Genomic DNA, 26,784 nt, shown 5'->3' on the forward strand with positions numbered 1-26,784 from the left:
GGGATCTCGTTGAAGGAATCAGAACAGGTGGTACATGCCGACCATCGCGCCGAACTGCGACGCGCCGGCGAGCGGCGTGGGGTCGTATTCGTAGACGGTCTGCGAACTCTGGCCGCTGTTGCGCGCATAGCCGAGGTTCACGTAGGCGACGGTGCGTTTCGACAGGGCATACGTGGTGCTCGCGATGAACAGCGTCGGATGGCCGATCGTCGGCGTGTGCGAATCGGTGTGGTAGACGCCTGCGTTCAGGCCGATTCCGTTCGACGTCAGGTAGCGCGCGCCGCCCCAGACGATCGTGCGGGCCGCGTCGAGGTCGCCGGTGAGGCGCTCGACGCCTGCATAGACGGTGAGCGGCAGCGTGGCGAACGCATAGCGCGCGGCGAGCGTGCCGAGTTCGCGACGCCGCGCGGACGCGTCGTCGGCCGCCGATACGTCGCCGTGCGCCTGGTGCAGCACCGCGCCGACCGACAGGCCGTTGCTCGTGTACTGGCCGCCGAGTTCGAGCACGCGCCCGGCGCGCGTATTGCCGGCGACGCCGGAGGTCGCGGCGAGCGCCTCGACGTCGAAGCCGGCGAACGTCGGCGACTGGTATTTGACCGAGTGGTCGATGAAGTTCGTGCTCATTGGAACGAGCACGCCCTGACCGCTGTACGAGCCGTACCAGAGCGGGTCGTAGAACAGCGTCTTGTCGAACAGCACGCTGAACTGGCGGCCGAGCGTGACGGTGCCGACCGGCCCCGCGATGCCCACGTATGCGCCGCGGAAGAACGCGTAGCCGGGCACGGTCGCGGTGCCGTCGTTGAGATTGAGGCCCTGTTCGAGCTTGAACAGCGCTTGCCATCCGCCGCCGAGATCCTCGTGGCCCTTGATCCCGAACTGCGAGGGCAGGATGCCGTAGTTCTGCAACTGCACGGCCGAACGATGCCCGTCGGCGTGCGTCAGGTATTGCACGCCGGCGTCGAGCGCGCCGTACAGCGTGAGCGCGGACTGCGCGTGCGCGGCGGCGCCGTACGCGGCAAGCGTCGCGGCGGCCGCGGCCGTGCGGATGAAGCGGGGTGTCGTCACGAGGGGGTCTCCATACCGTGCTGCATCGGTTTGTCGTTGGTGTTGTCGCGACGCAGTGTCCGCAGCGGGAAAACCGTCGAACAGTCGTCCAGATGAACGGTGCGGAAAACCCGCGGTGCCCGGCATGAACGCCGCGCAATGGCGCCGTGCACCGTGCTGCGCGGCAGCAACGTGCGGCGCACCGTTCAAATGGATGGGGCTGGCGAGCGTTCTGGCGCCGTGGCCCGCCAAAAAAGCCGCTCGCTATAATCGGCCGGTGCCGTTGCGCACATCAGCAGCCCGACCGGGCAGGGGAGCGGAAAGTGAGGATCACGACGGATATCGGGCAGGATCTCGACGCGCTGCGCGACGTGCCGGCCGCGATCGTGCTCGACGAATTCGCGTGGCCGCCGCGGCCGTCCCGCCGTGCCGATTTTGACGGCGTCGCGCGCGGCGACGCGGCGCGGCGCGAACTCGGGCTGATGCTGCTCGACCTGTACGCGGTGGCCGCGCAGTCCGCCATCGGCGAATTCGAATGCCGTTTCTTTTCGCTGCTGCAGGCGCTCATTCCGTTCGATGCCGCGTGGACCGGCGTCGCAACCCATGTGCCGACCGGCCCGGTGATGCACAACAGCTTTCTGTACCGGTTGCCCCATGCGTTCTTCACCGACTGGAAGCGCGTGCGCGATTGCGATCCGCTCGCGCACCGCACGTTGCACGGCGCGCACGGCCGCGCGGTGCGGCTGACGGTCGTCGAGCCGGGGCTCGATGCACGGTTTCGCGACTGGTGCGTGAAGTACGGGCTCGCGCAGCTGATGTGCGTGTGTACGCTCGATCGCCGCTTCGGCCTGACGACCTTCATGTCGATCTACCGCCAGGGCCTGAACCGGCCGTTCAGCGATGACGACGCACGGTGTTTCGAGGACGTGATCCCGCATCTGGCCGCCGCGCTGACGATCAATCGCGCCGCGCAGCTCACGCGCGAACGCGCCGACACGGTTGCACCGGCGGCGCGTGCGCTGTGCGACAACTTCGGGGTGCTGCACCATGCCGATCGCGGTTTCGACGACGTGCTGCGCACCGAATGGCCTTCGTGGGCCGGCGCGCGCGTGCCGGAGCCGCTCGTCGCGCACCTGCGGCGCCAGTCGGGGCAGCCGTTCGTCGGCGACGCGCTGCGCATCCAGTGCGTGCCGGTCGCGGGGCTGTTCCAGATCGAGGCGCGCCCGCGCTCGCTGCTCGACCGGCTGAGCCCGCGCGAACTCGCGGCGATCCGCTATTACGGCGCCGGGCGTTCGCACAAGGAGGTCGCGCAGCAAATGGCGATCTCGCCGACAACCGTGCGTCACTATCTGCGCTGCGCGTACCGCAAGCTCGGCATGCATGACAAGAGCCAGATCGCCGGCGTGCTGGGCGCGACGGGCGGCGCGACCGACGACGAGGCGATGGAAGCCGGCGGGATGCCGCGCTGAGGCCCACGAACGCACGAACGGATATGACGCGATGCGCATTGCGTTGCCAGATTGGTTGTTCCCACAACCATTGAGCGTTATGCTCGTCAGCTTCCAGGAGACGGAATGCCATCATGAACGACACGAATTCAGGGGCGGTGCGCGCGGCGGTGGTCGGCGTCGGCGCGATCGGCGGATTGCTCGCGGCCGCGCTGTCGCGAGCCGGCATGACCGTGAGCGCGTACGCACGCGGCACGACGCTCGACGCGCTGAATACGCACGGCGTGCGCGTGATCGACGAGGCGGGTGCAACCTCGTCGGTGCCGGTGCGGGCAAGCGACGATGCAGCCGCACTCGGCGTGCAGGACTACGTGGTGATTGCGCTGAAGGCACAGGCGCTGCCGGCGCTGGCCGCCCGTATTGCGCCGCTGGTCGGGCCCGATACGGTGATCGTCGCGGCGATGAACGGGCTGCCGTGGTGGTTCACGCACGGGCTGGAAGGGGCGATCGACGGCGTGCCGCTCGATGCGGTCGATCCGGCCGGCGCGGTGTCGGCCGCATTGCCGCCCGCGCAGGCGATCGGCTGCGTCGTGCACCTGTCGTCGAGTACCGACGCGCCGGGCGTCGTGCGTCGCGGGCGCGGCAACCGGCTGATCGTCGGCACGCCCGATCCGCGGCTCGAGGTGGCCACCGCGCGGTTCGCCGCGGCGCTCGCGGCCGGCGGTTTCGACGTCGAGTCGACGCCCGCGATCCGGACCGAGATCTGGACGAAGCTGTGGGGCAACATGAACATGAACCCGCTGAGCGCGCTGACCGGCTCGACGGCCGAACAGTTGCTCGACGATCCGTTCACACAGGAACTCGCACTGCGAATGATGGAGGAGGCGGCTGCGATCGGCGCGAAGCTCGGGCTATCCACGGGGATGAGCGGCCCCGAGCGGATCGCGCTCACGCGCAAGCTCGGCGCATTCAAGACGTCGATGCTGCAGGATTTCGAAGCGGGGCGCTCGCTCGAGATCGGGCCGATCCTCGGCGTGTTTCCGGAACTCGGCCGCAAGCTTGGCGTGCCGACCCCGTATTGCGACGCGGTGCTCGGACTGTTGCGTCAGCGCGCGGCGAACAGCGGGTTGTAGCGCGTACGAGGCTGCCGCATACGCAGCAGCCGGCAACGCGGCGATGCGTGCTTCACGCGATGCCGCCGCATGATGCAAAACGGGTCGCCCGGATCGCGCGTGACGCGATTCGGGCGACCCGTCTGATTCATCGGATCAATGCTGCCCGCGACACTCGGCCATCCGTCGATGCCGGGCCCGCCACGCGGCTCAGTCGTCGCGTTCGGTTGCGTGCGCGACGACCTTGTCGAGCAATCGCTCGAACGTCTGGCGTTCGCTGTCGGACAGGCACGCGAGCAGGCCGTCGTTCCACTTGCGCACGATCGGCATGATCTTGCGATGGAGCGCGCGGCCGTCGGCGGTGAGCGCGATCAGCACGATCCGGCCGTCTTCGTCGCTCGCGCTGCGCTCGAGCAGCCCTTGGCGCAGCAGCGCCTCGGCCGCACGGCTCGCCTGGCTCTTGTCGAGATTGGTGTGGCGCGCGAGATCCATGATCGAGAACGGGCCGAATGCGCCGACGGCGGCGATCACGCGCGCCTCGGGCAGCGAGATGTCGAGCTTGTGCCGGTACACCTCGCCGATCCCGCGGTCGGAGCGCTTCGTGAGCGCATGGAGGCGATAGGTCAGAAACTGATCGAGCCCGGCTTGACGGCCTTTCATGTCTAATCCTGAAGAAAAAGGGCGGGCCCGATTGTTCCTGTATCGCGCGCTCGGGTCAACGGTCAGTGTGCACCGTACTTCAGGCGTGTCAACTGTTCTGCTTCGTTCGCGAGCAGGTTGGCCGCGTCACGGATCGCGACGTCGAGCGTGATCGGCCCGGGAGCCGGCGAAAAGCAGCCCGAGAAATGCTCGGACAGGCGCGGCAGCGCGGCCGGGTCGATCGCGCCGGACAGCAGCGACGCGTTCACGCCGGCGGCCCGCGCGTGCCGGCACGCGATGAACGGCGCCTTGCCGTGCAGCGTCTGCACATCGGAGCGACCTTCGCCGGTGATCAGCCAGTGGGCGCCGGCCAGTGCGGCGTCGAGCCCGACCTGGCGCGCGACCACTTCGGCGCCGGCCTCGAACTGCGCGCCCAGCATGTGCAGCGCGAAACCGAGACCGCCCGCGGCGCCCGCGCCCGGCAGATCGCGGCCGCGGCGGTCGAGTGCGGCTTCGAGCAGGTCGGCGAAGCGGGCGAGCGCCGCATCGAGGGTCGCGACCTGTGCGGCCGTCACGCCCTTTTGCGGGCCGAACACGGCGGTGGCGCCATGCGCGCCCGTCAGCGGGTTGTCGACGTCGGACATGCCGACGAATTCCGTTTCCTTCAGGCGCGGGTCGAGCCCCGACGCGTCGATGCGCGCGATGTCGGCGAGCCGTGACGGCACCGGCTCGACCGACTGGCCGTCGGCGTCGAAGCACTGCAGGCCGAGGCCCGCGAGCAGCCCGGCACCGGCGTCGTTGGTGCTGCTGCCGCCGAGCGCGACGAAAAAGCGGCGCACGCCGTCGTCGAGCAGCGCGCGGATCGCCTCGCCCATCCCGCGCGTGCTGCGCGCGTCGACCGGTACGCTCATGCCGACCGGGTCGGTAATCCCGACGATCTCGGCCGTCTCGACGATCGCGGTGCGCGCATCGATCACGCCGACCGCCGCTTCGCGTGCCGCCAGCGACGCGCCGGCCACCCGCAACGTGCGCCGCGTGCCGCCGCCCGCCAGCATCGCGTCGAGCGTGCCTTCGCCGCCGTCCGCCATCGGGCAGCAGCGCACGACCGCGTCGGGCCGGGCGCGGCGAATGCCGGTGGCGATCGCGTCCGCGACCTGCTCGGCGGAAAGCGAGCCTTTGAACGAATCGGGCGCGATGACGACGACAGGCGCGGACGGGTGGTGCGGCATGGTGTCTCCGGAAGGCGTGATTGGTGTGAAGAATGGATGGTCGAGCCACGAGAATGGCTCACACGCTCTTGGAGCTTACAGGATGGCGGGCCCGGGGTGGATACGCCGTTCGGCATAGCCGCGATCCGCGTACATGGCCGTGTATCGGGCTGTCGACAGGGCGGGGACGCATGCGTGTCGCGCCGATCTGGCGGTACGAGGAAAATTGTTTGCTAGAATAGTCGATTCTTCCGGCCAAAGCCGTGCTCCGAGCCGCTTGCGCTAGCCATCCGGCGCGTGCAGGGATGGCGTGGCGCTCCGGCGCGGCGTGTGAGTGTGCGCACCTCACGCTGCAGGCAGGCACGGCAAGGAAAACCCGATTCGCTCGAATAATTTTAGGACGATTGAAGCCATGGCTAACGTTGTTGAGAACCTCGGCAAGCTTGAACGCCGTGTGACGATTTCTTTGCCGAAAGACACCGTGCAGAAGGAAATCGATGCCCGCATCCAGAAACTCGCGAAGACCGTGCGCATGCCGGGTTTCCGCCCGGGCAAGGTGCCGCTGAAGATGGTCGCCCAGCAATACGCGGGTCAGGTCGAAGCCGAAGTGCTGAGCGACAAGATCGGTCAGGAATTCTTCACGGTCAGCCGCGCGGAAAACCTGCGCGTCGCCGGTCAGCCGAGCTTCGAGCCGAAGCAGGAGCAAGCCGAGGACGCGTACGCGTTCGACGCGACGTTCGAGGTCTACCCGGAAGTGAAGATCGGCGATCTGGCGACGGCTGAAGTCGAGCGCTCGACCACGTCGATCGGCGACGCCGAAATCGACCGCACGCTGGACATCCTGCGCAAGCAGCGCGTGCACTACCACGCCCGCGGCGAAGCCGGCGAGCACGGCGACGGCGGCGAGGACACCGCGGCGAAGAACGGCGACCGCGTGACGGTCGACTTCGTCGGCAAGATCGACGACGTCGCGTTCCAGGGCGGCACGGCCGAAGATTTCCCGTTCGTGCTCGGCGAAGGCCGCATGCTGCCGGAATTCGAAACGGCGGCGCTGGGCCTGAAGGTCGGCGAACAGCGTACGTTCGACCTCAAGTTCCCGGATGACTACCACGGCAAGGACGTCGCTGGCAAAACGGCGCAGTTCACGGTCACGATGAAGAAGATCGAGTGGCCGCACCTGCCGGAAATCGACGCGGAATTCGCGAAGTCGCTCGGCATCGAAGACGGCGACCTCACGAAGATGCGCGCCGAGATCAAGGAAAACCTCGAGCGCGAAGCGAAGCGTCGCACGCAGTCGATCGTCAAGAACCAGGTGATGGACGCGCTGCTGAAGATTTCCGAACTCGACGTGCCGAAGGCGCTGATCGAGCAGGACCAGCAACGCCTCGTCGAAATGGCTCGCCAGGATCTGGCGCAGCGCGGCGTGCCGAACGCGAAGGACGCACCGATCCCGGCCGAGATGTTCGCCGAGCAGGCAGAGCGCCGTGTGAAGCTGGGCCTCGTGCTGGCTGAACTCGTGAAGGCGAACGGCCTCGAAGCGAAGCCGGAACAGATCCGCGCGGAAGTCGACGAGTTCGCGAAGAGCTACGAAGACCCGAAGGAAGTGGTCCGCTGGTATTATTCCAACCAGCAGCGCCTCGCCGAGATGGAAGCGTTCGTCGTTGAAAGCAACGTCGTCGATTTCGTGCTGGGCAAGGCCAAGGTGACGGACAAGGAAGTGAGCTTCGAGGCACTCGCGAGCGCATCGGCGCAAGCGTAAGTGTCGCTCTAGCGGCGTGCCGGCTGTCGGAGCGACGGCCCGCACGCCGTTTTTACGTCAAGCGCACGGTTGCCATTAATATGGCGATTGAGCGGGCGGCTTCCTTCCGTTCAATTTTCCATTCGAACAAGGTTCATTGAATGATCACTCGCGCTGAATTGCTGGACATGCTTGCTTCGAACGCGCCGCAGGGTTTCGAGGCGCAAGCGCTGGGGCTGGTGCCGATCGTCGTCGAAACGAGCGGCCGCGGCGAGCGTTCGTACGATATCTATTCGCGTCTCCTGAAGGAGCGCCTGGTGTTCATGGTTGGCGAAGTGAACGACCAGACCGCCAACCTCGTGGTCGCGCAATTGCTGTTCCTCGAGAGCGAGAATCCCGACAAGGACATCAGCCTCTACATCAACAGCCCGGGCGGCTCGGTGTCGGCCGGGATGGCGATCTACGACACGATGCAGTTCATCAAGCCGGACGTGTCGACCCTGTGCATGGGCCTCGCGGCCAGCATGGGCGCGTTCCTGCTCGCGTCGGGTGCGAAGGGCAAGCGCTTCGCGCTGCCGAATTCGCGCGTGATGATTCACCAGCCGCTCGGCGGCGCGCGCGGCCAGGCATCCGACATCGAGATCCAGGCACGCGAGATCCTCTACCTGAAGGAACGGTTGAACAACCTGCTCGCGCAACACACGGGCCAGGACGTCGAACGCATCGCGCGCGACACCGACCGTGATAACTTCATGTCGAGCGAGGACGCGAAGGCGTACGGGCTGATCGATCAGGTGTTGTTGAAGCGCCCGTGAGTTTAAACGGGGTGCCGCCCCGATTCGCGCGGCGCCCCGCAACGTCCCGAGTGCCCTGAGCATCTGCGGCAAGCGCATCCAGCCGGCTCCGGTCGCGCCCTAGGCGCGGCGTCCGGAGCAATCGGCGTATCATGTCATTTACCTGTCCGGAGGCTCTACATTCATGGCGGACAAAAAAGGTTCGAACAGCGAGAAGCTGTTGTATTGCTCGTTTTGCGGGAAAAGCCAGCATGAGGTGAAAAAACTCATCGCGGGCCCGTCGGTGTTCATCTGCGATGAATGTATCGACCTCTGCAACGAAATCATTCGCGACGAGGCGGCTGCCGCCGGCGTCGAGGCCAGCCTGTCCCGGTCGGATCTGCCGAGCCCGCAGGAAATTCGCGACATCCTCGATCAGTACGTGATCGGCCAGGAGCGCGCGAAGAAAATCCTCGCGGTGGCCGTGTACAACCACTACAAGCGCCTGAAGCATCTCGACAAGAAGGACGACGTCGAGCTGTCGAAGAGCAACATCCTGCTGATCGGCCCGACGGGCTCCGGCAAGACGCTGCTCGCGCAGACGCTCGCGCGGTTGCTCAACGTGCCGTTCGTGATCGCCGATGCGACGACGCTGACCGAAGCCGGCTACGTCGGCGAGGACGTCGAGAACATCATCCAGAAGCTGTTGCAGAACTGCAACTACGAGGTCGACAAGGCCCAGCGCGGGATCGTCTATATCGACGAAATCGACAAGATCAGCCGCAAGTCGGACAACCCGTCGATCACGCGCGACGTGTCCGGCGAGGGTGTCCAGCAGGCGCTGCTGAAGCTCGTCGAGGGCACGATGGCGTCGGTGCCGCCGCAGGGTGGCCGCAAGCACCCGAACCAGGATTTCATCCAGGTCGACACGACCAACATCCTGTTCATCTGCGGCGGCGCGTTCGACGGTCTCGAAAAGGTGATCACCGATCGTACCGAGAAGACCGGCATCGGCTTCGGCGCGACGGTCAAGAGCAAACAGGAACGCGACGCGGGCGAGGTGCTGCGCGAGACGGAACCGGAAGACCTGATCAAATTCGGTCTGATCCCCGAATTGATCGGCCGTCTGCCGGTGGTCGCGACGCTCGGCAAGCTCGACGAAGCCGCGCTGATGAAGATCCTGGTCGAGCCGAAGAATGCGCTCGTCAAGCAGTATCACAAGCTGTTCGCGATGGAGCGCGTCGAGCTGGAGATCCGGCCGGGCGCGTTGCAGGCAGTCGCCCGCAAGGCGATTCGCCGCAAGACCGGCGCGCGCGGTTTGCGTTCGATCATCGAACAGGCATTGCTCGACGTGATGTACGAGCTGCCGACGATGAAAGGGGTCAGCAAGGTCATCATCGACGAGAACGTCATCGATGGGGACGGCAAGCCCTTGCTGATCTACGAGGACACGCCGAAGGTGGCGGGTTCGAACTGACCGGCTTGCCGACGATGTTCAGCGAAAAAGGCCGTTCATGAGTCCGTGGGCGGCTTTTTTTCGTTTATCTTGTGGGTAACTCTGACTCGACACGCGGTGGTTACTTTCTTACCGAATATTTCCCGCACTTGAAGGCTTGCAATTCGTTGTGGCGGCCTCAATTACCGAACAATTGATTCCACTCATGGGGAAATGAAATGTCAGGCACCCAACTTCTCCCGCCGGAACGCATCACGCTCCCGCTGCTGCCGCTGCGGGACGTCGTCGTTTTCCCGCACATGGTCATTCCGCTCTTCGTGGGCCGGCCGAAATCGATCAAGGCCCTCGAAGCAGCGATGGAAGGCGGCAAGCACATCATGCTCGTCGCCCAGAAAACCGCGGCCAAGGACGAACCGACCGAAAAGGACATGTACGAGGTCGGTTGTATCGCCAACATCCTGCAGATGCTGAAGCTGCCGGACGGCACCGTGAAGGTGCTCGTCGAGGGCCTGCAGCGCGCGAAGGCGTTGTCGATCGAAGAGCAGGAGACGCAGTTCTCCTGCGACGTGATGCCGCTCGAGCCCGATCATGCGGACAGCGCTGAGACGGAAGCGCTGCGTCGCGCGATCGTGTCGCAGTTCGACCAGTACGTGAAGCTGAACAAGAAGATCCCGCCGGAGATTCTCACGTCGCTGTCGGGCATCGATGAAGCAGGCCGCCTCGCCGACATGATCGCCGAGCGTCTGCCGCTGAAGCTCGACCAGAAGCAGCACATCCTCGAGATGTTCCCGGTCATCGAGCGCCTCGAGCACCTGCTCGCGCAGCTCGAAGCCGAGATCGACATCCTGCAGGTCGAAAAGCGCATCCGCGGGCGCGTGAAGCGCCAGATGGAAAAGAGCCAGCGCGAGTACTACCTGAACGAACAGGTCAAGGCGATCCAGAAGGAACTGGGCGAAGGCGAGGAAGGTGCGGATCTCGAGGAGCTCGAGAAGCGCATCAACGCCGCGCGCATGCCGAAGGAAGCCAAGAAGAAGGCCGACGCCGAGCTGAAGAAGCTGAAGCTGATGTCGCCGATGTCGGCGGAAGCGACCGTCGTGCGCAACTACATCGACACGCTGATCGGCCTGCCGTGGCGCAAGAAGAGCAAGGTCAACAACGACCTGTCGAACGCCGAGCAGGTGCTCGACGAGGATCACTTCGGCCTCGAGAAGGTCAAGGAACGGATCCTCGAGTATCTCGCGGTGCAACAGCGCGTGGACAAGGTCAAGGCGCCGATCCTGTGCCTCGTCGGGCCTCCGGGCGTCGGCAAGACCTCGCTCGGCCAGTCGATCGCCCGTGCGACGAACCGCAAGTTCGTCCGCATGGCGCTTGGCGGCGTTCGTGACGAAGCCGAGATTCGCGGCCACCGTCGTACGTACATCGGTTCGATGCCGGGGAAGATCCTGCAAAGCCTCGCGAAGGTCGGCGTGCGCAATCCGCTCTTCCTGCTCGACGAAGTCGACAAGATGGGCATGGATTTCCGCGGCGATCCGTCGTCGGCGCTGCTCGAAGTGCTCGATCCGGAACAGAACCACACGTTCGCCGACCACTACATCGAAGTCGACTTCGACCTGTCGGACGTGATGTTCGTCGCGACGTCGAACTCGCTGAACATCCCGCCGCCGCTGCTCGACCGGATGGAAGTGATCCGTCTGTCGGGCTACACGGAAGACGAGAAGGTCAGCATTGCCCAGCGTTACCTGCTGCCGAAGCAGAAGAAGAACAACGGGCTGAAGGACGGCGAGATCGAGGTCACCGAGCAGGCGATCCGCGACATCATCCGCTACTACACGCGCGAAGCCGGTGTGCGTTCGCTCGAGCGGGAAGTGTCGAAGATTTGCCGCAAGGTCGTGAAGATGCTGCTGCTGAAGAAGGCATCGGGCGCGATCAAGGTCGATGGCGAAAACCTCGACACGTTCCTCGGCGTGCGCAAGTACGACTTCGGCCTCGCGGCGAAGGAAAACCAGGTCGGTCAGGTGACGGGCCTCGCGTGGACGGAAGTCGGCGGCGACCTGCTGACGATCGAAGCCGCGGTGATGCCGGGCAAGGGCAACGTGATCCGTACGGGTTCGCTCGGCGACGTGATGAAGGAGTCGGTCGAGGCCGCACGTTCGGTCGTGCGTTCGCGTTCGCGTCGTCTCGGCATCAAGGACGAAGCGTTCGAGAAGCAGGACATCCACATCCACGTGCCGGAAGGCGCGACGCCGAAGGACGGTCCGTCCGCCGGCGGTGCGATGACGACCGCGCTGGTGTCGGTGCTGACGGGTATTCCCGTGCGGGCCGACGTCGCGATGACGGGCGAAATCACGTTGCGTGGCGAAGTGCTGCCGATCGGCGGGCTGAAGGAAAAGCTGCTGGCGGCGCATCGCGGCGGCATCAAGCTCGTGCTGATTCCGGAAGAGAACGTGAAGGATCTCGCGGACATTCCGGACAACGTGAAGAACGCGATCGAGATCGTGCCGGTCCGCTGGATCGACAAGGTGCTGGAGCTCGCGCTCGAGCGTTCGCCGACTCCGCTGCCGCCGGAAGAAGAAGCGAAGGCTGCGGCGCCCGTTGGCGAGGCGGCGAAGGATGCCGGCTCGACGGAAGTCGTCAAGCACTGAGACCCTGAGCACCGTCGTTGCTGACGGTTGTTCACGAAACCCGCGGCGGTGTCCGCGGGTTTTTTTATGTGCAATGCAATCGTGCGAGCGCGTACGTTAAAAAAATTCACGCGCAGGCTTGGCAAAATGATCGGGGATGAATTAAACTTCCGGGCTCGCTGATTGTTGATGCGCAAACGCAGATCGCAGTCAGAACGAATCGGAAACGGGTGCTTAGCTCAGCTGGTAGAGCGGCGCCCTTACAAGGCGTAGGTCGGGGGTTCGAACCCCTCAGCACCCACCAGTTTCCCGATTCAGCCAGACCAAGGAGCGGTAGTTCAGTCGGTTAGAATACCGGCCTGTCACGCCGGGGGTCGCGGGTTCGAGTCCCGTCCGCTCCGCCAAACAAACAACAATGCCCGCCTTGTGCGGGCATTGTTGTTTGTGCGTTCCGGTTTGCGCCCGCTGCCGGGCGCGTAACCGCGGAGCGGAGGAAGCCGCCTGCGCGGCTTCCGGCGGGACGAGAAGGGCTGCGCTTGCAAGCGCAGCCGCGGCCTGCGGGAGGTAGGCGAGTCCCGTCCGCTCCGCCAGAAAATGAAAAAGTCCGCCTTGTGCGGGCTTTTTCATTTGTATCGTCGCGTGATTCCACTCCGCGCTCGCGCCTAGCATCGCCTGCGTTTTATCCCGTCCCACCCCGTATGTTGTAATATCGGACGTTTTGTCCAATTTTCCCGTCACGCATGCTCGATTTCTTCCGTAATCACCAGCGCCTGATGATGGCGCTCCTGCTCCTGATCGTGTTGCCGGGGCTGGGTTTCGTCGGGATCCAAGGTTTCCGCGGTTTCTTCGACGACAGTGCGAACGTCGCGGCAGTCAACGGGCACAAGATCACGCGGGTCGAATTCGACGGCGCGTTCCGTCAGCAGATCGACCAGGCGCGCCAGGCGCTCGGCGGGCAGTTCGACATCAAGATGTTCGACACGCCCGAACATCGCAAGCAGGTGCTCGACGGCCTGATCCAGCAACGCGTGCTGGCCGACGAGACGCAGCGTCTGCACCTGACGGCCTCCGACAACGCGGTGCGCGATGCGCTGATGAGCGACCCGATGATCGCGTCGCTGAAGAAGCCCGACGGCACGATCGACGTCGAACGCTATGCGCAACTGCTGTCGTTCCAGGGGATGACGCCCGAGCAGTATCAGGAGCGCGTGCGCTACAGCCTGTCGCTGCAGCAGATTCCGGCCAGCATCGTGTCGAGCGCGTTCACGCCGAAGAGCCTCGCGCAACGCCTGTCCGAACTCGCCGCGCAGCAGCGTGAAGTGCAGGCGCTCGTGCTGAAGACGAGCGACTTCGCAGCGAAGGTCCAGCCGACCGACGCGCAGCTCACCGCGTACTACGACGCGCACAAGCAGAGCTTCGCGACGCCGGAAACCGCGACGATCCAGTACCTCGTCTATTCGCCGGCCGCCGCGGCCGCGAGCGCGCAGCCGACCGAAGCGGACATCAAGAAGTTTTACGACGACAACCCGACGCACTTCCGTACCGAAGCGCAGGTGCGCGTGAGCCACATCTTCATCGCTGCGCCGGGCAGCGCCAGTGCGGCCGACAAGGCAGCAGCAAAGGCGAAGGCCGAGCAACTGCTGGCCGACGTGAAGGCGCATCCGGACCAGTTCGCGCAGATCGCGCAGAAGAGCTCGCAGGACGCGCCGTCGGCGGCGAAGGGCGGCGACCTCGGCTTCATCACGCGCGGCTCGACCGCGGGCGGCAAGGCATTCGACGATGCTGCGTTCTCGCTCAAGCAGGGCGACGTGAGCGGTGTCGTGCAGTCGGATCTCGGTTTTCACATCCTGAAGGCGACCGAAGTGAAGCCGGCGGTCGTCAAGCCGTTCGCGGAAGTGAAGGACCAGATTGCGGTCGACCTGAAGCAGCAGTACGCATCGAAGGCGTTCTCGGACAACGCGGAGGGCTTCACGTCGACCGTCTACGAAAAGGCGAAGACGCTGCAGCCGGCCGCGGACAAGTACAAGCTGACGATTCAGACGGCCACCGTCACGCCGACGCCGAATCCGCAACTGCCGCCGACGAGCCCGTTGAACAATCCGAAGTTCCTGGCCGCCGTGTTCGCGAACGATGCGGTGAAGAACCAGAACAACACGCAGGCGATCGACGTCGGCAACAACACGCTGATCTCGGCGCGCGTGACCGAGCACAAGCCGGCTGCGGTGCCCGCGCTCGACGCGATCAAGGATGTCGTGCGCCAGAAGGTCATCGCCGAGCAGGCCGCGGAACTCGCGAAGAAGGATGGGGCAGCGAAGCTGGCCGAACTGCAGAAATCGAAGTCGACCGACGGGTTCGCGGCTGCTCAGAAGGTGTCGCGCACGCAATCGCAGGGCCTGACGCCGGCTGCGCTGAGCGCGGTCTACAAAGTCGATGCGAAGACGCTGCCGGCTTACGTCGGGGTTGACCTCGGCGCGGACGGTTATGCGATCTATCGTGTGAACGCGGTGATCCCGGGTTCGGCGGTCGATCCGCAGCAACTGGCGGCCGCGCAGCAGCAGATGGCGCAGGTCGACGCGCAGAGCGAAGGCGAGGCGTATCTCGCCGCGCTGCGCGATCGTTCGAAGGTAAAGCTGTACGGCAGCACGACGGCCAGCCAGCAGCAGGACGGCGACAACTGAGCCTCGTTTCGCCCGCAACCATCAAAAAGCCCCGCTCGAAGCGGGGCTTTTTGTTTTCCGACGCTCGGCTGCGGTCAGCCGCGCGGTTTGCCGAGCAACGGCTTCAGTGCCGGCCACACATTGTCGAGCAGGACGCCCTGCGCCTGCTGCGCGGGATGCATCTGGTCGGCCTGGAACATCTCGGGCTTGTTCTCGATGCCGGCCAGCAGGAACGGCACGAGCGGCACGCCGAGGTCCTTCGACAGCCGCGTATAGACCGCGTGGAACTTCTGCGTGTAGTCGGGGCCGTAATTGGGTGGCACGTACATGCCGACCAGCACGACCTTCGCCCGCGCGCGCTGGGCGCTCGCGATGATGTCGCGCAGGTTCTGCTCGGTCGTCGTGAGCGGCACGCCGCGCAGCGCGTCGTTCGAGCCGAGTTCGACGACGACGATCGATGGCTTGAGCCGCTGCAGCACCGCGGGTAACCGCGCACGGCCCCCGCTCGTGGTGTCGCCGCTGACGCTGGCGTTCGCGACGCTATAATCGATTCGCTCGGTCGTGAGCCGTTGCCGCAGCAGTGCTACCCAGCCGGTGTCGCGCGGCAAGCCGTATTCGGCCGACAGGCTGTCGCCGAGCACGACGATCACGGGCGGGCCCGATGCCGGCGCCGTCGCGGCACGTGCGGGCACGGTGACGGCCAGCAGGGTGCCCAGCAGCGCGGCGGCCGCCGCGCGTCTTTTCCAGCGAAATGTCGTGTCCATGTTCAAGATTACCGATCCGATCATCGAAGTCCATGACGTGTGCAAGCGGGTTGCCGATGCAACGGGCGAGCTGACGATCCTCGACGGCATCACGTTCGCCGTGCAGCCGGGCAGCAGCCTCGCGATCGTCGGCGCGTCGGGGTCGGGCAAATCCACGCTGCTTGGCCTGCTTGCAGGGTTGGACCGCGCGACGAGCGGCACGGTTCGCCTGCTCGGCCGCGCGCTCGACCAGCTCGACGAGGACGAACGCGCGGCGCTGCGCAACGGCGCGGTCGGCTTCGTGTTCCAGTCGTTCCAGCTGATGCCGCATCTGACGGCGCTCGAGAACGTGATGCTGCCGCTCGAACTGCAGGGCGGCATCAGCGCACGCGAGGCGGCCGACCGCGCGCGGGCGCTGCTCGTGCAGGTCGGTCTCGGCGAACGCACCGCGCATTATCCGAAGCTGCTGTCGGGCGGCGAACAGCAGCGCGTCGCACTGGCACGCGCGTTCGTCACGCGCCCGGCGATCCTGTTCGCCGACGAGCCGACCGGCAGCCTCGACGCGGCCACCGGCCACGCGGTCATCGACCTGATGTTCGAACTGAACCGCACGCACGGCGCGACGCTCGTGCTCGTCACGCACGACGCGGAACTCGCGCGCCGCTGCGCAACGACGGTCACCATCGATGCCGGGCGCATCGTCGCGCCGCACGCGGCTTCGCGCAACGCATGAAGTGGGTGGCCGGCCGCGCGGCGTGGATCGCGCGGCCGGCACGGGCATGACGCCGTCGCGTCAGCGCTTCAACGCTTGAGTGCCGCGCGGGCGCGCTCGATCAGCGCCGTGGTCGACGAGTCGTGCTTCGCCGGATCGACCGATTCGGCCGACAGGTCGGCTTCGACCACCTTGCCGAGAATCTTGCCGAGCTCGACGCCCCACTGGTCGAACGGATTGATGTCCCACACCGTCGCCTGCACGAGCACCTTGTGCTCGTAAAGCGCGATCAGCGCGCCGAGCGTGCGCGGCGTCAGCGCATCGACGAGCAGCGTCGTGGTCGGGCGGTTGCCGGGGAACGTCAGGTGCGGCGCGAGCGCTTCCTTGCCGGGCCCGGCGATCTTGCGCGCTTCCTCGAGCGTGCGGCCGAGCATCAGCGCTTCGCTCTGCGCGAAGCAGTTCGCGAGCAGCTTCGGATGATGGCTCGCGAGCGGATGCTCGGGCGTCAGCACCGCGATGAAGTCGATCGGCACGATCGTCGGCCCCTGATGCAGCATCTGGAAGAACGCATGCTGGCCGTTGGTGCCCGGCTCGCCCCACGTGACGGCCGACGTCGGGTAGTCGACGAAGGTGCCGTCCAGGCGCGCGGATTTGCCGTTGCTCTCCATTTCGAGCTGCTGCAGGTACGACGGCAGGTAGTGCAGCGCTTCCGAATACGGCGCGACGAGATAGCTCTGCGAGCCGAAGAAATTCCGGTACCAGATGCCGATCAGGCCGAGCAGCACCGGCAGATTGCGCTCGAGCGGCGCTTCGCGGAAGTGGCGGTCCATGTCGTTCGCGCCGGCCAGCAGTTCGTCGAACTGTTCGGGGCCGATCGCGATCATGATCGACAGGCCTACCGCCGACCACAGCGAATACCGGCCGCCGACCCAGTCCCACATTTCGAACACGTTGTCCGCGGCGATGCCGAACTTCACGACTTCGGCCGGGTTCGCCGACACGCCGACGAAGTGTTTCGCGAGCGCATCCTCGGGGCAGCCGCGCGCGACGAACCAGTCGCGCAGCGAGCGTGCGTTCGTCATCGTCTCGAGCGTCGTGAAGGTCTTCGACACGATGATCGCGAGCGTTTCCTCGGGATCGACCTGTTCGAGCACGCGCGCGAGATCGGCGCCGTCGACGTTCGACACGAAGTGCGTCGAGATCTCGGGCGTCGCGACGTGGTGCAGCGCATGCACGACCATCTTCGGGCCGAGATCGGAGCCGCCGATGCCGATGTTGATCACGTGGCGGATGCGCTTGCCCGTATAGCCCGTCCACGTGCCGCTGCGTACGGCGCGCGCGAACGTCGCCATCTTCGCGCGTTCGGCGCTCACCTGCGCATGGAACGGCGCTTCGCTGGCGGTCGCGCGCAGCGCGGTGTGCAGTGCCGCGCGGCCTTCGGTCGGGTTGACGATCTCGCCCGCGAACATCGCGTCGCGGCGCGCTTCGACGCCGGCGTCGCGCGCGAGCTGCACGAGCAGGCGCAGCGTTTCGTCGTCGATGCGATTCTTCGAGAAATCGGCCGCGAGACCGCCGCCCGGAATCGTGAATCGTTCGGCGCGGGTCGGCGCGCGATCGTTTTCCGGCGCGAACCAGTCGCGCAGCCGCGCGTGGCGGATCTGTTCGAAGTGGGATTGAAGGGCAGTCCAGGCGGGGAGCGATTTCAGCGTCATGGCGGTTCGAGTGAAGCGTGAATCGGGAGGAATGCCGCGCCGGCTCATCGGGATCGGAAAGCCGGCGGACGAGAAGGCCCGCCGTGCGGCGGGGCAGTCAGTATAGCGGCGTTACGTGTCGGCGCGCGGCGACGGGTAAAAAAGGCGATTGATCAGCGTGCGCACCATCGGCGCGAGCTCGCCCGCGGTGAGCCCGGCCGGGCCGGTGCCGTTCGCGGTCAGCGTGTCGGCCGCGAGACCGTGCAGGTAGACGCCGGCCAGCGCGGCTTCGTACGGCGCGACCCGCTGCGCGAGCAGCGCGCCGATCAGGCCGCCGAGTACGTCGCCGGTGCCGCCGGTGGCGAGCGCCGCGTTGCCGGTCGGGTTGATCGTCACGCGGTCGTCGGGCGCTGCAATCACCGTACCCGAGCCTTTCAGCACGACGATGGCCGCGTAACGTGCGGCGAGCGCCTGTGCGGCCGCGACGCGATCGCGCTGCACCGAGGCCGTGTCGCCGCCGAGCAGGCGCGCGGCTTCGAGCGGATGCGGCGTCAGCACGCACGGATTGCCGTGCGCGCCGCGCGTGGCGACGGCGGCCGCGAGGTCCGTGTGCGTCGCGACGAGGTTCAGCGCGTCGGCATCGAGCAGCGTCGCCGTGTCGTGCGCGAGCACGTCGCGCACCAGCGTCGCCGCGGCTTCGCGTGTGCCGAGCCCGCAACCGGCCGCGATCGCGGTCATCGTGCCGAGATCGAGGGTGTCGGCCGGGTGCAGCATCAGTTCCGGGAAGGGCGGATCGTACGGCGGCGCGCCCGCGCCAAGGAAGCCGATGTGCACCTTGCCGGCGCCCGCGAGCAGCGCGGCGCGGGCGGCGAGGATCGGTGCGCCGCACATGCCCGTGTCGCCGCCGAGCACCGCGAGGCTGCCGTACGTGCCCTTGTGGGACGCGAAGGCGCGCACGGGCAGCGCCGCGGCGAACCGCGCCGGCGCGTTCAGCACGATGGCCGGCGCGGCGGGCGGCGTGACGTCGAGCGATGCGACGTGGATCTCGCCGACGAGATCGCGGCCATCGCCCGTGTAGAGGCCGGGCTTCGCGCCGATGAAGGTGAGCGTATGGGTGGCCGCGACGGCGATGCCCGCGCCGATGATCCGGCCCGTGTCGCTGTCTAGCCCGCTCGGCACGTCGAGCGCAAGCACGCGGCCGCCGCCGCGCGCATGGGCGGCGATGCGTGCGGCCTGCTCGGCGAACGCGCCGTCGAGCGCGCGGCCGAGACCGATGCCGAACAGCCCGTCGACGACCCACGCGTAACCATCCAGCGACGCGGGCGCGGTAGCCGACAGCGGCACACCGGCCGAGCGCGCGAGACCGAGCGCCCATTGCGCGTCGTCCGGCTTGACCGGCACCGGCATCCACGCATGCGTCGCGACGCCGAGCTGCTGGAGCTGCGCGGCGGCCACCAGCGCGTCGCCGCCGTTGTTGCCGGGGCCGACCGCGAACCAGACGGGGCGGTCGTCGCCAGCGACGCGCTCGGACAGCCAGTGCGCGGCGGCCGCGCCGGCGCGGCCCATCAGCGTGTGCGGCGGCAGCGCGGCGGTGGCGTCGGCTTCGGCGGCGCGCAGGTCGGCGACGCGCAGCAGCGCGATCGGAGCGGAATCGGAATCGGGAAGCGTTCGGGTAGCGGTCATCGCGGGATCGTGGCGGCGGGCAAGGATGCCGCCACGGGTCGGCCCGCGGCGGTCAGGTCGTGAAGCGGCCGGCGTTCAGCGCGGCGAGCGTGTCGGCGGGCCAGTGCTGGACGTCGCCGGCCAGATAGTCGGTCACCACTTTAGCAGACCCGCACGCGAGGCCCCAGCCGGCCGGGCCATGGCCGAAATTGACGAACACGCGCGGATGCGGGGTCGGACCCACGACGGGCAGGCCGTCCGGCGACAGCAGTTGCATGCCTTGCCACGACAGCGCGGCCGAAATTTTCGCGGCGCCCGGCACCCAGTCATGGACGGCCTGGCCGAGCAGCGCGAGCGCGGCCTCGGACAGCGGCTCGGCGAGCGGCTTCGCGGTATCGGCGAGGCTCTGCAGCACGGCGCCGCCGCCGATACGCAACCGCTGGTGGGTACGCGTGATCGAGATCCGCTTGATCGAATCGACGACGCTCAGGTGCGGCGCGTGTTCTTCGTACGCGACCGGGGCGGTGAGCGTATGGGTGCGGACCGGATGCAGCGGCAAGCGCCAGCCGAGCCGTTCGAGCAGCGGGAGGCTGCCCGCGCCGGCGGCGACCACGATCGCGTCGGCGGACATCACGTCGACCTCGCGCGCCTTCGCCGTGCTCCCGTTGCCCGGCGGCACGAGCTCGACCGCGGCGCGGCCGTTGTCGATGCGGATCGCGGCGACGTCCGCGCCGAAGCGGAACTGCACGCCGTGCTCGTCGAGTGTCTGCTTGACCAGTTTCGCGAACAACGGGCAGTTGCCGGTGCGCTCGGTTTCGAGCAGCACGCCGCCGGCAAAGCCGGGCTCCACCGGCACCGACGGTTCGAGCGCCGCGCATTCGTCGGCGGTGAGCGTGCGGTACGGCTGGTCGAGCGTGCGCAGCAGGTCGAGCGCGGGCTGCAGCGCGTCCCAGTCGCGCGGATCGCGCACGACGTGCAGGATGCCGGGTTTCTGCTCGTATTCGAGTTCGAGGCGCGCCTCGATATCGGCGAGCGTGTCGCGCGACACGTCGATCAGCGGGCGCAGCCGCGCGTACTGCGCGGCGAACGCGTCGGGCTCGCGCAGCGCGCCGAGCTGCTTGACGAAGCGGCGCACGCCGCCGTTGAAACCCGGCTTGTAGACGATGCCGCTGTCGCGCGGCTGGCGCTGGCGCATGAACGTCGGGCCGAACCAGACGTCGAGCGGGCTCGGCAGCAGCGCGCCGCCGTCGCCGTAGGTCGCGCCTTGCGCGACGGTCGCGTGGCGTTCGACCACGCACACGCGATGGCCGGCCGCGCGCAGCTGGTAGGCGGTGGCGACGCCGCTGATTCCGCCGCCGATGACGATGACATCCATGGATTGCTTCGATGACGGGCGGCGCGCACGCCGCCCGGTGAGAATTCGCTGAGGGCCCGGGCCCGGTGAACCTGGAATGATAGCGCCAAAAGTGCGCGAACCGGCGCCGGCCGAGCATGGGTCGTGCGGTTGCGCGACGGCGGCCGGCGTGCGGCCCGCGCAGGCCGGTCCGGTGGCCGACCATGCGCGCCCCGCGCCCGGGCACCGGTGCGGTGCACGCAGACTACCGATCGGCCGGTCTTGGGCGGCCGACTTCCGGGTATAATTACGGCCTTCCTTTCGCCCCACGTCGCCACCTCGCGCGACTCATCGACGTCAGTCCAGCCCATGGCTCACTTCTCGTGTTTTCCCGGCGCTTCGGCCCTCTCCGATTTCCGTCAAACCCGTCTGCTCGACACGCTCAGGCAAATCGACGCCAACATCGTCGCGGTGCGCGGCCAGTTCCTGCACTTCGTCAATGCGGCCGAACCGCTGTCGGCCGACGACAGCGCGCGCATCGATGCGCTGATGCACTACGGCGAGCCGTTCCAGCCGGCGGGCGAGAAGGGCGCGACCGAGACCTTCGTCGTGCTGCCGCGCTTCGGCACGGTCTCGCCGTGGGCGAGCAAGGCGACCGACATCGCGCAGCACTGCGGCCTCACGCAGGTGCGCCGCATCGAGCGCGGCGTCGAATTCACGGTCACGCTGAAGTCGGGCCTGCTCGGCGGCAAGAAGGCGCTGTCGGACGACGCGCGCGCGGCCGTCGCGGCCGCGCTGCATGACCGGATGACCGAAAGCGTGGTCGCGGCGCGCGACGACGCGAAGCACCTGTTCGACGAACTGCCGGCCAAGCCGCTCGCGAGCGTCGACGTGCTCGGCGTCGGCCGCGGCGCGCTGGAGCGCGCGAACGTCGAGCTGGGCCTCGCGCTCGCCGACGACGAGATCGACTACCTGGTCGACGCGTTCCGCAAGCTCGAACGCAACCCGACCGACGTCGAACTGATGATGTTCGCGCAGGCGAACAGCGAACACTGCCGCCACAAGATCTTCAACGCGCAGTGGACGATCGACGGCGAAGCGCAGGACATGTCGCTGTTCGCGATGATCCGCAACACCGAGAAGCTGAGCCCGCAGGGTACGATCGTCGCGTATTCGGACAACTCGTCGATCATGGTCGGCGCCGAAGCCGAGCGCTGGTTCCCGCGCAAGACGGGCGCGGCCGGCGAGCCGGGCGAGCGCTACGGCCGCCACACCGAGCTCACGCACACGCTGATGAAGGTCGAGACGCACAACCACCCGACGGCGATCTCGCCGTTCCCGGGGGCGGCGACCGGCGCGGGCGGCGAGATCCGCGACGAAGGCGCGACGGGCCGCGGCGCGCGTCCGAAGGCCGGCCTCACCGGCTTCACCGTGTCGAACCTCGACCTGCCCGACGCCCGCCAGCCGTGGGAAAACGCGCGCGACGCGGCGCAGCCGGTGGCTGAGCGCAACCCGAATGAACAGCACGGCCCGTACGGCCGTCCGGACCGCATCGCGTCGCCGCTGCAGATCATGATCGACGGCCCGCTCGGCGGCGCCGCGTTCAACAATGAATTCGGCCGCCCGAACCTCGGCGGCTACTTCCGCGTGTACGAGCAGAACGTCGGCGGCACGGTGCACGGCTATCACAAGCCGATCATGATCGCGGGCGGCCTCGGCAACATCGCGGATCAGCACACGCACAAGCACGACGTGCCGGCCGGCTCCCTGCTGATCCAGATCGGTGGCCCCGGCATGCGGATCGGGATGGGCGGCGGCGCCGCGAGCTCGATGGCGACCGGCGCGAACACGGCCGAACTCGACTTCGACTCGGTGCAGCGCGGCAACCCCGAAATCGAGCGTCGCGCGCAGGAAGTGATCAACGGCTGCTGGCAGCTCGGCGCGGACAACCCGATCCTGAGCATCCACGACGTCGGCGCGGGCGGCCTGTCGAACGCATTCCCCGAAATCGTCGACGGCGCGGGCAAGGGCGCGCGCTTCGAACTGCGCAAGGTCGCGCTCGAGGAATCGGGCCTGTCGCCGCGCGAAATCTGGTCGAACGAGGCGCAGGAGCGCTACGTGCTGGCGATCGCGCCGGCCGACCTGCCGCGCTTCGAGGCGATCTGCGCGCGCGAGCGTTGCCCGTTCGCGGTGGTCGGTGTCGCGACCGACGAGCGCCAGCTGAAGCTCGTCGACGACGAAGCGACGGGCGCCGACGAATACCCGGTCGACATGCCGATGGAAGTGCTGCTCGGCAAGCCGCCGCGCATGCACCGCGACGTCACGCGCGTCGCGGTCGAGCGCGCACCGGTCGACGTGACGGGCATCGCACTGTCGGAAGTTGCACGCGACGTGCTGAAGCATCCGACGGTCGGCAGCAAGTCGTTCCTGATCACGATCGGCGACCGTTCGGTCGGCGGTACGTCGGTGCGCGACCAGATGGTCGGCCCGTGGCAGGTGCCGGTGGCCGACTGCGCGATCACCGCGCTCGACTACGCGGGCTTCAAGGGCGAGGCGATGACGATGGCCGAGCGCACGCCGCTCGCCGTGATCGACGCGCCTGCGTCGGGCCGCATGGCCGTCGGCGAAGCGATCACGAACATCGCGAGCGCGCCGATCGCGTCGCTCGACAAGCTGAAGCTGTCGGCGAACTGGATGGCCGCATGCGGCACGGCCGGCGAGGACGCCGCGTTGTTCGACACGGTCAAGGCGATCGGCATGGAGCTGTGCCCGGCGCTCGGGATCGGCATCCCGGTCGGCAAGGACTCCCTGTCGATGAAGACGAAGTGGGACGAGCAGGGCGTCGCAAAGGAAGTGGTGTCGCCGGTGTCGCTGATCATCTCCGCGTTCGCGCCGGTCGAGGACGTGCGCCGCCATCTCACGCCGCAACTGCGCCGCGTCGTCGACGCGGGCGACAGCGTGCTGATCGCGATCGATCTCGGCCGCGGCAAGAACCGGATGGGCGGCAGCATCTTCGCGCAGGTCACGCAGCAGGTGGGTAATGCGGCGCCGGACGTCGACGACGCGGAGGACCTGAAGCGCTTCTTCAACGCGATCCAGTCGCTCAATGCGCAGGACAAGCTGCTCGCGTACCACGACCGCTCGGACGGCGGCCTGTGGGCAACCGTGTGCGAAATGGCGTTCGCGGGCCATGCGGGCGTGTCGCTGAACGTCGACATGCTGACGCTCGACCCGAACCACGAATCCGATTATGGCGACGCGAAGGACTGGGCGAAGCAGACGAGCGGCCTTCGCGACGACCGCACGCTGCGCGCGCTGTTCTCCGAAGAGCTCGGCGCCGTCGTGCAGGTGCGCGTATCCGACCGCGATGCGGTGCTGGGCGCGCTGCGCGAATTCGGTCTGTCGACGTGTTCGCACGTGATCGGCTCGGTCAACGATCGCGACGTGATCGAGGTGTACCGCGACGCGAAGAAGATCTTCGACGCGCCGCGTACCGAACTCCATCGCGCATGGAGCGAAGTGAGCTGGCGCATCGCGCGCCTGCGCGACAACCCGGCCTGCGCGGATGCCGAATACGACGCGCTGCTCGACGCAGCCGACCCCGGCATTTCGCCGGTGCTCACGTTCGACCCGGCCGACGACGTCGCCGCGCCGTTCATCGCGACGGGCGCACGGCCGCGCGTCGCGATCCTGCGCGAGCAGGGCGTGAACTCGCATCTGGAAACCGCGTACGCGTTCGATCGCGCAGGCTTCGACGCGCACGACGTGCACATGAGCGACCTGCTTGCCGGCCGCGCGACGCTGGCCGATTTCGCGGGGGCGGTGGCGTGCGGCGGCTTCTCGTACGGCGACGTGCTGGGCGCGGGCGAAGGCTGGGCGAAGACGATCCGTTTCAACGCGAACCTCGCCGACATGTTCTCGGCGTTCTTCGCGCGTCCCGATACGTTCGCACTGGGTATCTGCAACGGCTGCCAGATGCTGTCGAGCATCGCGTCGATGATCCCGGGCGCGGAAGCGTGGCCGAAGTTCACGCGCAACAAGTCCGAGCAGTTCGAGGCGCGCTTCTCGTTCGTCGAAGTGGAGAAGTCGCCGTCGATCTTCTTCGCGGGGATGGAAGGCTCGCGGATTCCGGTCGCGGTCGCCCACGGCGAAGGCTACGCGGACTTCTCGCAGCAGGGCGACATCGACCGCGTCGCGGTCGCGATGCGATACGTCGATCATCGCGGCGAAGCGACCGAGCGCTATCCGTTCAACCCGAACGGGTCGCCCGCCGGCATCACGTCGGTCACGACGGCCGACGGCCGCTTCTCGGTGCTGATGCCGCACATGGAGCGCGTGCATCGTACGGTCACGATGAGCTGGCACCCGGAAGGCTGGGGCGAAGCGAGCCCGTGGCTGCGCGTGTTCCGCAACGCGCGCCGTTGGATCGGCTGATCGGGATGATGGTCGACCCGAACGCGCCGGTCGAGATCGTCACGCTGCGTGACGAACGGGCGAGCGAGGCCGACGCGATCGGCCGCGTGATCCGGGCGGCGTTCGCGGGCGAGCCCCAGGGCGGCGAGTTCGAACAGCGCATCGTCGACACGCTGCGCACGGACGGGGCGCTGAGCGTATCGCTCGTCGCGGAGCGCGACGGGCGTATCGTCGGGCACGTCGCGTTCTCGCCGGTCGCGATCGGCGGCGAGCCGGCCGGCAGCCGGCAGTGGTACGGGCTTGCACCGCTCGCGGTGCGGCCCGATTGCCAGCGGCAAAGCATCGGCGCGGGGCTCGTACGCACGGGGCTCGACGCGTTGCGCCGGCTCGGCGCGCGTGGCTGCGTGGTGCTCGGCGAGCCCGCGTATTACGCTCGCTTCGGGTTCGAACCGCACGGTGGCATCGTGTTTCCGGGCGTGCCGCCCGAGTACTTCCTCGCGCTGTCGCTCGATGATTCCGCGCCGCTGCCGGCGGGCGACGTGCGTTATCACGACGTGTTCTATCCCGCCGCGTAGCGAACGCCGCGGGCGGGTAGCAGCTGGCACGGGAAAAGCCGCTCTTCGGAGCGGTTTTTTATTGTGCGCCGTCCAGGCACCGTCGCATCGCGACACGCATGTTCGAGCTCGCCCAAAGAAAAAGCCGCTCCGAAGAGCGGCTTTTCGATGCGCGTATGACGCGCGCCGGCGTTACTGGATCTTCGCCTGCTGACGCAGACCTTCCTCGAACGCCTGCAGCTTCTGCTGCACGAGCTGCTGCGCGATCTGTGCCTTCACCTGGTCGAACGGCGGCGGCGCGATGTCGCGGATGTCGTCGACGCGGATGATGTGCCAGCCGAACTGCGTCTTCACCGGCGCGTCGGTCATCTGGCCTTTCTGCAGCTTCTGCGCGGCTGCCGCGAATTCCGGCACGTACGCCTTCGGATCGGACCAGTCGAGATCGCCGCCGTTCTTGCCCGAACCCGGGTCCTTCGAGTATTGCTTCGCGAGATCCTCGAACTTCGCGCCGCCCTTGATCTTCGCGATCAGGTCCTTCGCCTGCTGCTCGCTCTCGACGAGGATATGGTGCAGGTGATACTCGCGGTTGCCGCCCACGCCCTTGACGAGTTCGTCGTAGCGCGCCTTCACTTCGGCGTCGGTCGGCTGGTTCTTCTTCAGGAAGCTCTCGATCATCGAGCGCAGCACGACCGTCTGCTGCGCGACGGCCACTTGCGCCTTCACGTCCGGACGGTTCGGGATGCCTTCGCGAATCGCTTCCTGCATCAGGATTTCGCGGTTCACCAGTTCCTGGCGCACGGCCTGCTGCAGTTGCGGGCCGTCGGTCTGGCCTTGCTGGACGAGCTGCGCGACCATCGCGTCGGCGCGCGACTTCGGAATCGGCGTGCCGTTGACGACGGCGATGTTCTGGGCAAATGCCGGTGCCGCTGCAAACGCAGCCGCCGCGACCCACAGGCGGGGGGATTTCAGGATCATCGGGA

General features: G+C 67.3%; 18 protein-coding genes and 2 tRNA genes. 12 read left to right on the plus strand and 8 right to left on the minus strand.

Annotated features, from left to right (window positions below; translation table 11 throughout):
* Positions 1-18: 18 nt before the first annotated feature.
* Positions 19-1,065, minus strand: a complete 1,047-nt coding sequence (locus HWX07_RS19650; protein ID WP_175877393.1) for a porin — start codon at positions 1,063-1,065, stop codon at positions 19-21.
* A gap of 302 nt (positions 1,066-1,367) precedes the next feature.
* On the opposite strand from HWX07_RS19650, the gene HWX07_RS19655 reads away from it, so the two are divergent.
* Together HWX07_RS19655 and HWX07_RS19660 are read left to right on the plus strand one after the other, a co-directional pair.
* The gene (locus HWX07_RS19655; protein ID WP_175877394.1) at positions 1,368-2,513 is read left to right on the plus strand and encodes a helix-turn-helix transcriptional regulator; all 1,146 of its coding nucleotides are present in this window, start codon (positions 1,368-1,370) and stop codon (positions 2,511-2,513) included.
* Positions 2,514-2,626: 113 nt separating this feature from the next.
* Positions 2,627-3,625, plus strand: coding sequence for a 2-dehydropantoate 2-reductase (locus tag HWX07_RS19660; RefSeq protein WP_175877395.1), 999 nt, complete (start codon positions 2,627-2,629; stop codon positions 3,623-3,625).
* A gap of 189 nt (positions 3,626-3,814) precedes the next feature.
* Here the strand turns inward: HWX07_RS19660 and HWX07_RS19665 are convergent, their stop codons facing one another.
* Together HWX07_RS19665 and HWX07_RS19670 are read right to left on the minus strand one after the other, a co-directional pair.
* Positions 3,815-4,264, minus strand: a complete 450-nt coding sequence (locus tag HWX07_RS19665) for a MarR family transcriptional regulator (RefSeq protein WP_129512350.1) — start codon at positions 4,262-4,264, stop codon at positions 3,815-3,817.
* 62 nt (positions 4,265-4,326) lie between these two features.
* The gene (locus HWX07_RS19670) at positions 4,327-5,472 is read right to left on the minus strand and encodes a glycerate kinase (RefSeq protein ID WP_175877396.1); all 1,146 of its coding nucleotides are present in this window, start codon (positions 5,470-5,472) and stop codon (positions 4,327-4,329) included.
* A gap of 391 nt (positions 5,473-5,863) precedes the next feature.
* On the opposite strand from HWX07_RS19670, the gene tig reads away from it, so the two are divergent.
* The 7 genes from tig to HWX07_RS19705 all read left to right on the plus strand — a co-directional run bounded on the left by tig (position 5,864) and on the right by HWX07_RS19705 (position 14,717).
* The gene (tig, locus tag HWX07_RS19675) at positions 5,864-7,210 is read left to right on the plus strand and encodes a trigger factor (protein ID WP_027809630.1); all 1,347 of its coding nucleotides are present in this window, start codon (positions 5,864-5,866) and stop codon (positions 7,208-7,210) included.
* A gap of 140 nt (positions 7,211-7,350) precedes the next feature.
* Positions 7,351-8,004, plus strand: a complete 654-nt coding sequence (clpP, locus tag HWX07_RS19680) for an ATP-dependent Clp endopeptidase proteolytic subunit ClpP (protein ID WP_006496351.1) — start codon at positions 7,351-7,353, stop codon at positions 8,002-8,004.
* A gap of 163 nt (positions 8,005-8,167) precedes the next feature.
* Complete coding sequence (gene clpX / locus HWX07_RS19685) at positions 8,168-9,439, plus strand: ATP-dependent Clp protease ATP-binding subunit ClpX (protein WP_006489345.1); 1,272 nt, start codon at positions 8,168-8,170, stop codon at positions 9,437-9,439.
* 197 nt (positions 9,440-9,636) lie between these two features.
* Positions 9,637-12,060 carry an endopeptidase La gene (lon, locus tag HWX07_RS19690; protein WP_012328699.1) on the plus strand — a complete coding sequence of 808 codons (2,424 nt, stop codon included), beginning with the start codon at positions 9,637-9,639 and terminating at the stop codon, positions 12,058-12,060.
* A 207-nt stretch (positions 12,061-12,267) separates the two neighbouring features.
* Positions 12,268-12,343: transfer RNA gene (locus HWX07_RS19695), tRNA-Val, on the plus strand.
* 23 nt (positions 12,344-12,366) lie between these two features.
* Positions 12,367-12,443: transfer RNA gene (locus HWX07_RS19700), tRNA-Asp, on the plus strand.
* Between the two features lie 336 nt (positions 12,444-12,779).
* Entirely contained in the window at positions 12,780-14,717 is a 1,938-nt protein-coding gene (locus HWX07_RS19705; RefSeq protein ID WP_175877397.1) for a SurA N-terminal domain-containing protein, read from the plus strand.
* Positions 14,718-14,791: 74 nt separating this feature from the next.
* On the opposite strand, the gene HWX07_RS19710 is transcribed toward HWX07_RS19705, so the two are convergent.
* Complete coding sequence (locus tag HWX07_RS19710) at positions 14,792-15,460, minus strand: arylesterase (protein ID WP_175806201.1); 669 nt, start codon at positions 15,458-15,460, stop codon at positions 14,792-14,794.
* Between HWX07_RS19710 and HWX07_RS19715 the strand changes: the two genes are divergently transcribed.
* Entirely contained in the window at positions 15,459-16,172 is a 714-nt protein-coding gene (locus HWX07_RS19715; protein ID WP_175877398.1) for an ABC transporter ATP-binding protein, read from the plus strand. The genes HWX07_RS19710 and HWX07_RS19715 overlap by 2 nt on opposite strands.
* A 68-nt stretch (positions 16,173-16,240) precedes the next feature.
* On the opposite strand, the gene pgi is transcribed toward HWX07_RS19715, so the two are convergent.
* The 3 genes from pgi to HWX07_RS19730 form a co-directional block, all read right to left on the minus strand.
* On the minus strand, positions 16,241-17,863 hold the full coding sequence (pgi, locus tag HWX07_RS19720) for a glucose-6-phosphate isomerase (RefSeq protein ID WP_175806203.1): 1,623 nt from the start codon (positions 17,861-17,863) through the stop codon (positions 16,241-16,243).
* A gap of 111 nt (positions 17,864-17,974) precedes the next feature.
* Positions 17,975-19,525, minus strand: coding sequence for an NAD(P)H-hydrate dehydratase (locus HWX07_RS19725; protein ID WP_175877399.1), 1,551 nt, complete (start codon positions 19,523-19,525; stop codon positions 17,975-17,977).
* 52 nt (positions 19,526-19,577) lie between these two features.
* On the minus strand, positions 19,578-20,879 hold the full coding sequence (locus HWX07_RS19730) for an FAD-dependent oxidoreductase (RefSeq protein WP_175877400.1): 1,302 nt from the start codon (positions 20,877-20,879) through the stop codon (positions 19,578-19,580).
* A gap of 327 nt (positions 20,880-21,206) precedes the next feature.
* On the opposite strand from HWX07_RS19730, the gene purL reads away from it, so the two are divergent.
* Together purL and HWX07_RS19740 are read left to right on the plus strand one after the other, a co-directional pair.
* Positions 21,207-25,271, plus strand: a complete 4,065-nt coding sequence (purL, locus tag HWX07_RS19735; protein ID WP_175877401.1) for a phosphoribosylformylglycinamidine synthase — start codon at positions 21,207-21,209, stop codon at positions 25,269-25,271.
* A gap of 5 nt (positions 25,272-25,276) precedes the next feature.
* The gene (locus tag HWX07_RS19740) at positions 25,277-25,825 is read left to right on the plus strand and encodes an N-acetyltransferase (RefSeq protein WP_175877469.1); all 549 of its coding nucleotides are present in this window, start codon (positions 25,277-25,279) and stop codon (positions 25,823-25,825) included.
* 171 nt (positions 25,826-25,996) lie between these two features.
* On the opposite strand, the gene HWX07_RS19745 is transcribed toward HWX07_RS19740, so the two are convergent.
* Positions 25,997-26,779 (minus strand): peptidylprolyl isomerase, encoded by a 783-nt coding sequence (locus tag HWX07_RS19745; protein ID WP_050013274.1) that lies wholly within the window; start codon positions 26,777-26,779, stop codon positions 25,997-25,999.
* Positions 26,780-26,784 lie beyond the last annotated feature (5 nt).

The sequence above is a fragment of the Burkholderia sp. BCC0097 genome (genome assembly GCF_902832985.1).
Classification (GTDB): Bacteria; Pseudomonadota; Gammaproteobacteria; order Burkholderiales; family Burkholderiaceae; genus Burkholderia; species Burkholderia orbicola.

What these genes read in the sequence shown, in the direction of transcription:
- HWX07_RS19660 (WP_175877395.1), top strand. Translation starts at nt 2,627, where the DNA reads ATGAACGACACGAATTCAGGGGCGGTGCGCGCGGCGGTGGTCGGCGTC.
- HWX07_RS19665 (WP_129512350.1), bottom strand. Translation starts at nt 4,264, where the DNA reads ATGAAAGGCCGTCAAGCCGGGCTCGATCAGTTTCTGACCTATCGCCTC.
- HWX07_RS19670 (WP_175877396.1), bottom strand. Translation starts at nt 5,472, where the DNA reads ATGCCGCACCACCCGTCCGCGCCTGTCGTCGTCATCGCGCCCGATTCG.
- tig (WP_027809630.1), top strand. Translation starts at nt 5,864, where the DNA reads ATGGCTAACGTTGTTGAGAACCTCGGCAAGCTTGAACGCCGTGTGACG.
- clpP (WP_006496351.1), top strand. Translation starts at nt 7,351, where the DNA reads ATGATCACTCGCGCTGAATTGCTGGACATGCTTGCTTCGAACGCGCCG.
- clpX (WP_006489345.1), top strand. Translation starts at nt 8,168, where the DNA reads ATGGCGGACAAAAAAGGTTCGAACAGCGAGAAGCTGTTGTATTGCTCG.
- lon (WP_012328699.1), top strand. Translation starts at nt 9,637, where the DNA reads ATGTCAGGCACCCAACTTCTCCCGCCGGAACGCATCACGCTCCCGCTG.
- HWX07_RS19705 (WP_175877397.1), top strand. Translation starts at nt 12,780, where the DNA reads ATGCTCGATTTCTTCCGTAATCACCAGCGCCTGATGATGGCGCTCCTG.
- HWX07_RS19715 (WP_175877398.1), top strand. Translation starts at nt 15,459, where the DNA reads ATGTTCAAGATTACCGATCCGATCATCGAAGTCCATGACGTGTGCAAG.
- HWX07_RS19710 (WP_175806201.1), bottom strand. Translation starts at nt 15,460, where the DNA reads ATGGACACGACATTTCGCTGGAAAAGACGCGCGGCGGCCGCCGCGCTG.
- pgi (WP_175806203.1), bottom strand. Translation starts at nt 17,863, where the DNA reads ATGACGCTGAAATCGCTCCCCGCCTGGACTGCCCTTCAATCCCACTTC.
- HWX07_RS19725 (WP_175877399.1), bottom strand. Translation starts at nt 19,525, where the DNA reads ATGACCGCTACCCGAACGCTTCCCGATTCCGATTCCGCTCCGATCGCG.
- HWX07_RS19730 (WP_175877400.1), bottom strand. Translation starts at nt 20,879, where the DNA reads ATGGATGTCATCGTCATCGGCGGCGGAATCAGCGGCGTCGCCACCGCC.
- purL (WP_175877401.1), top strand. Translation starts at nt 21,207, where the DNA reads ATGGCTCACTTCTCGTGTTTTCCCGGCGCTTCGGCCCTCTCCGATTTC.
- HWX07_RS19740 (WP_175877469.1), top strand. Translation starts at nt 25,277, where the DNA reads ATGATGGTCGACCCGAACGCGCCGGTCGAGATCGTCACGCTGCGTGAC.
- HWX07_RS19745 (WP_050013274.1), bottom strand. Translation starts at nt 26,779, where the DNA reads ATGATCCTGAAATCCCCCCGCCTGTGGGTCGCGGCGGCTGCGTTTGCA.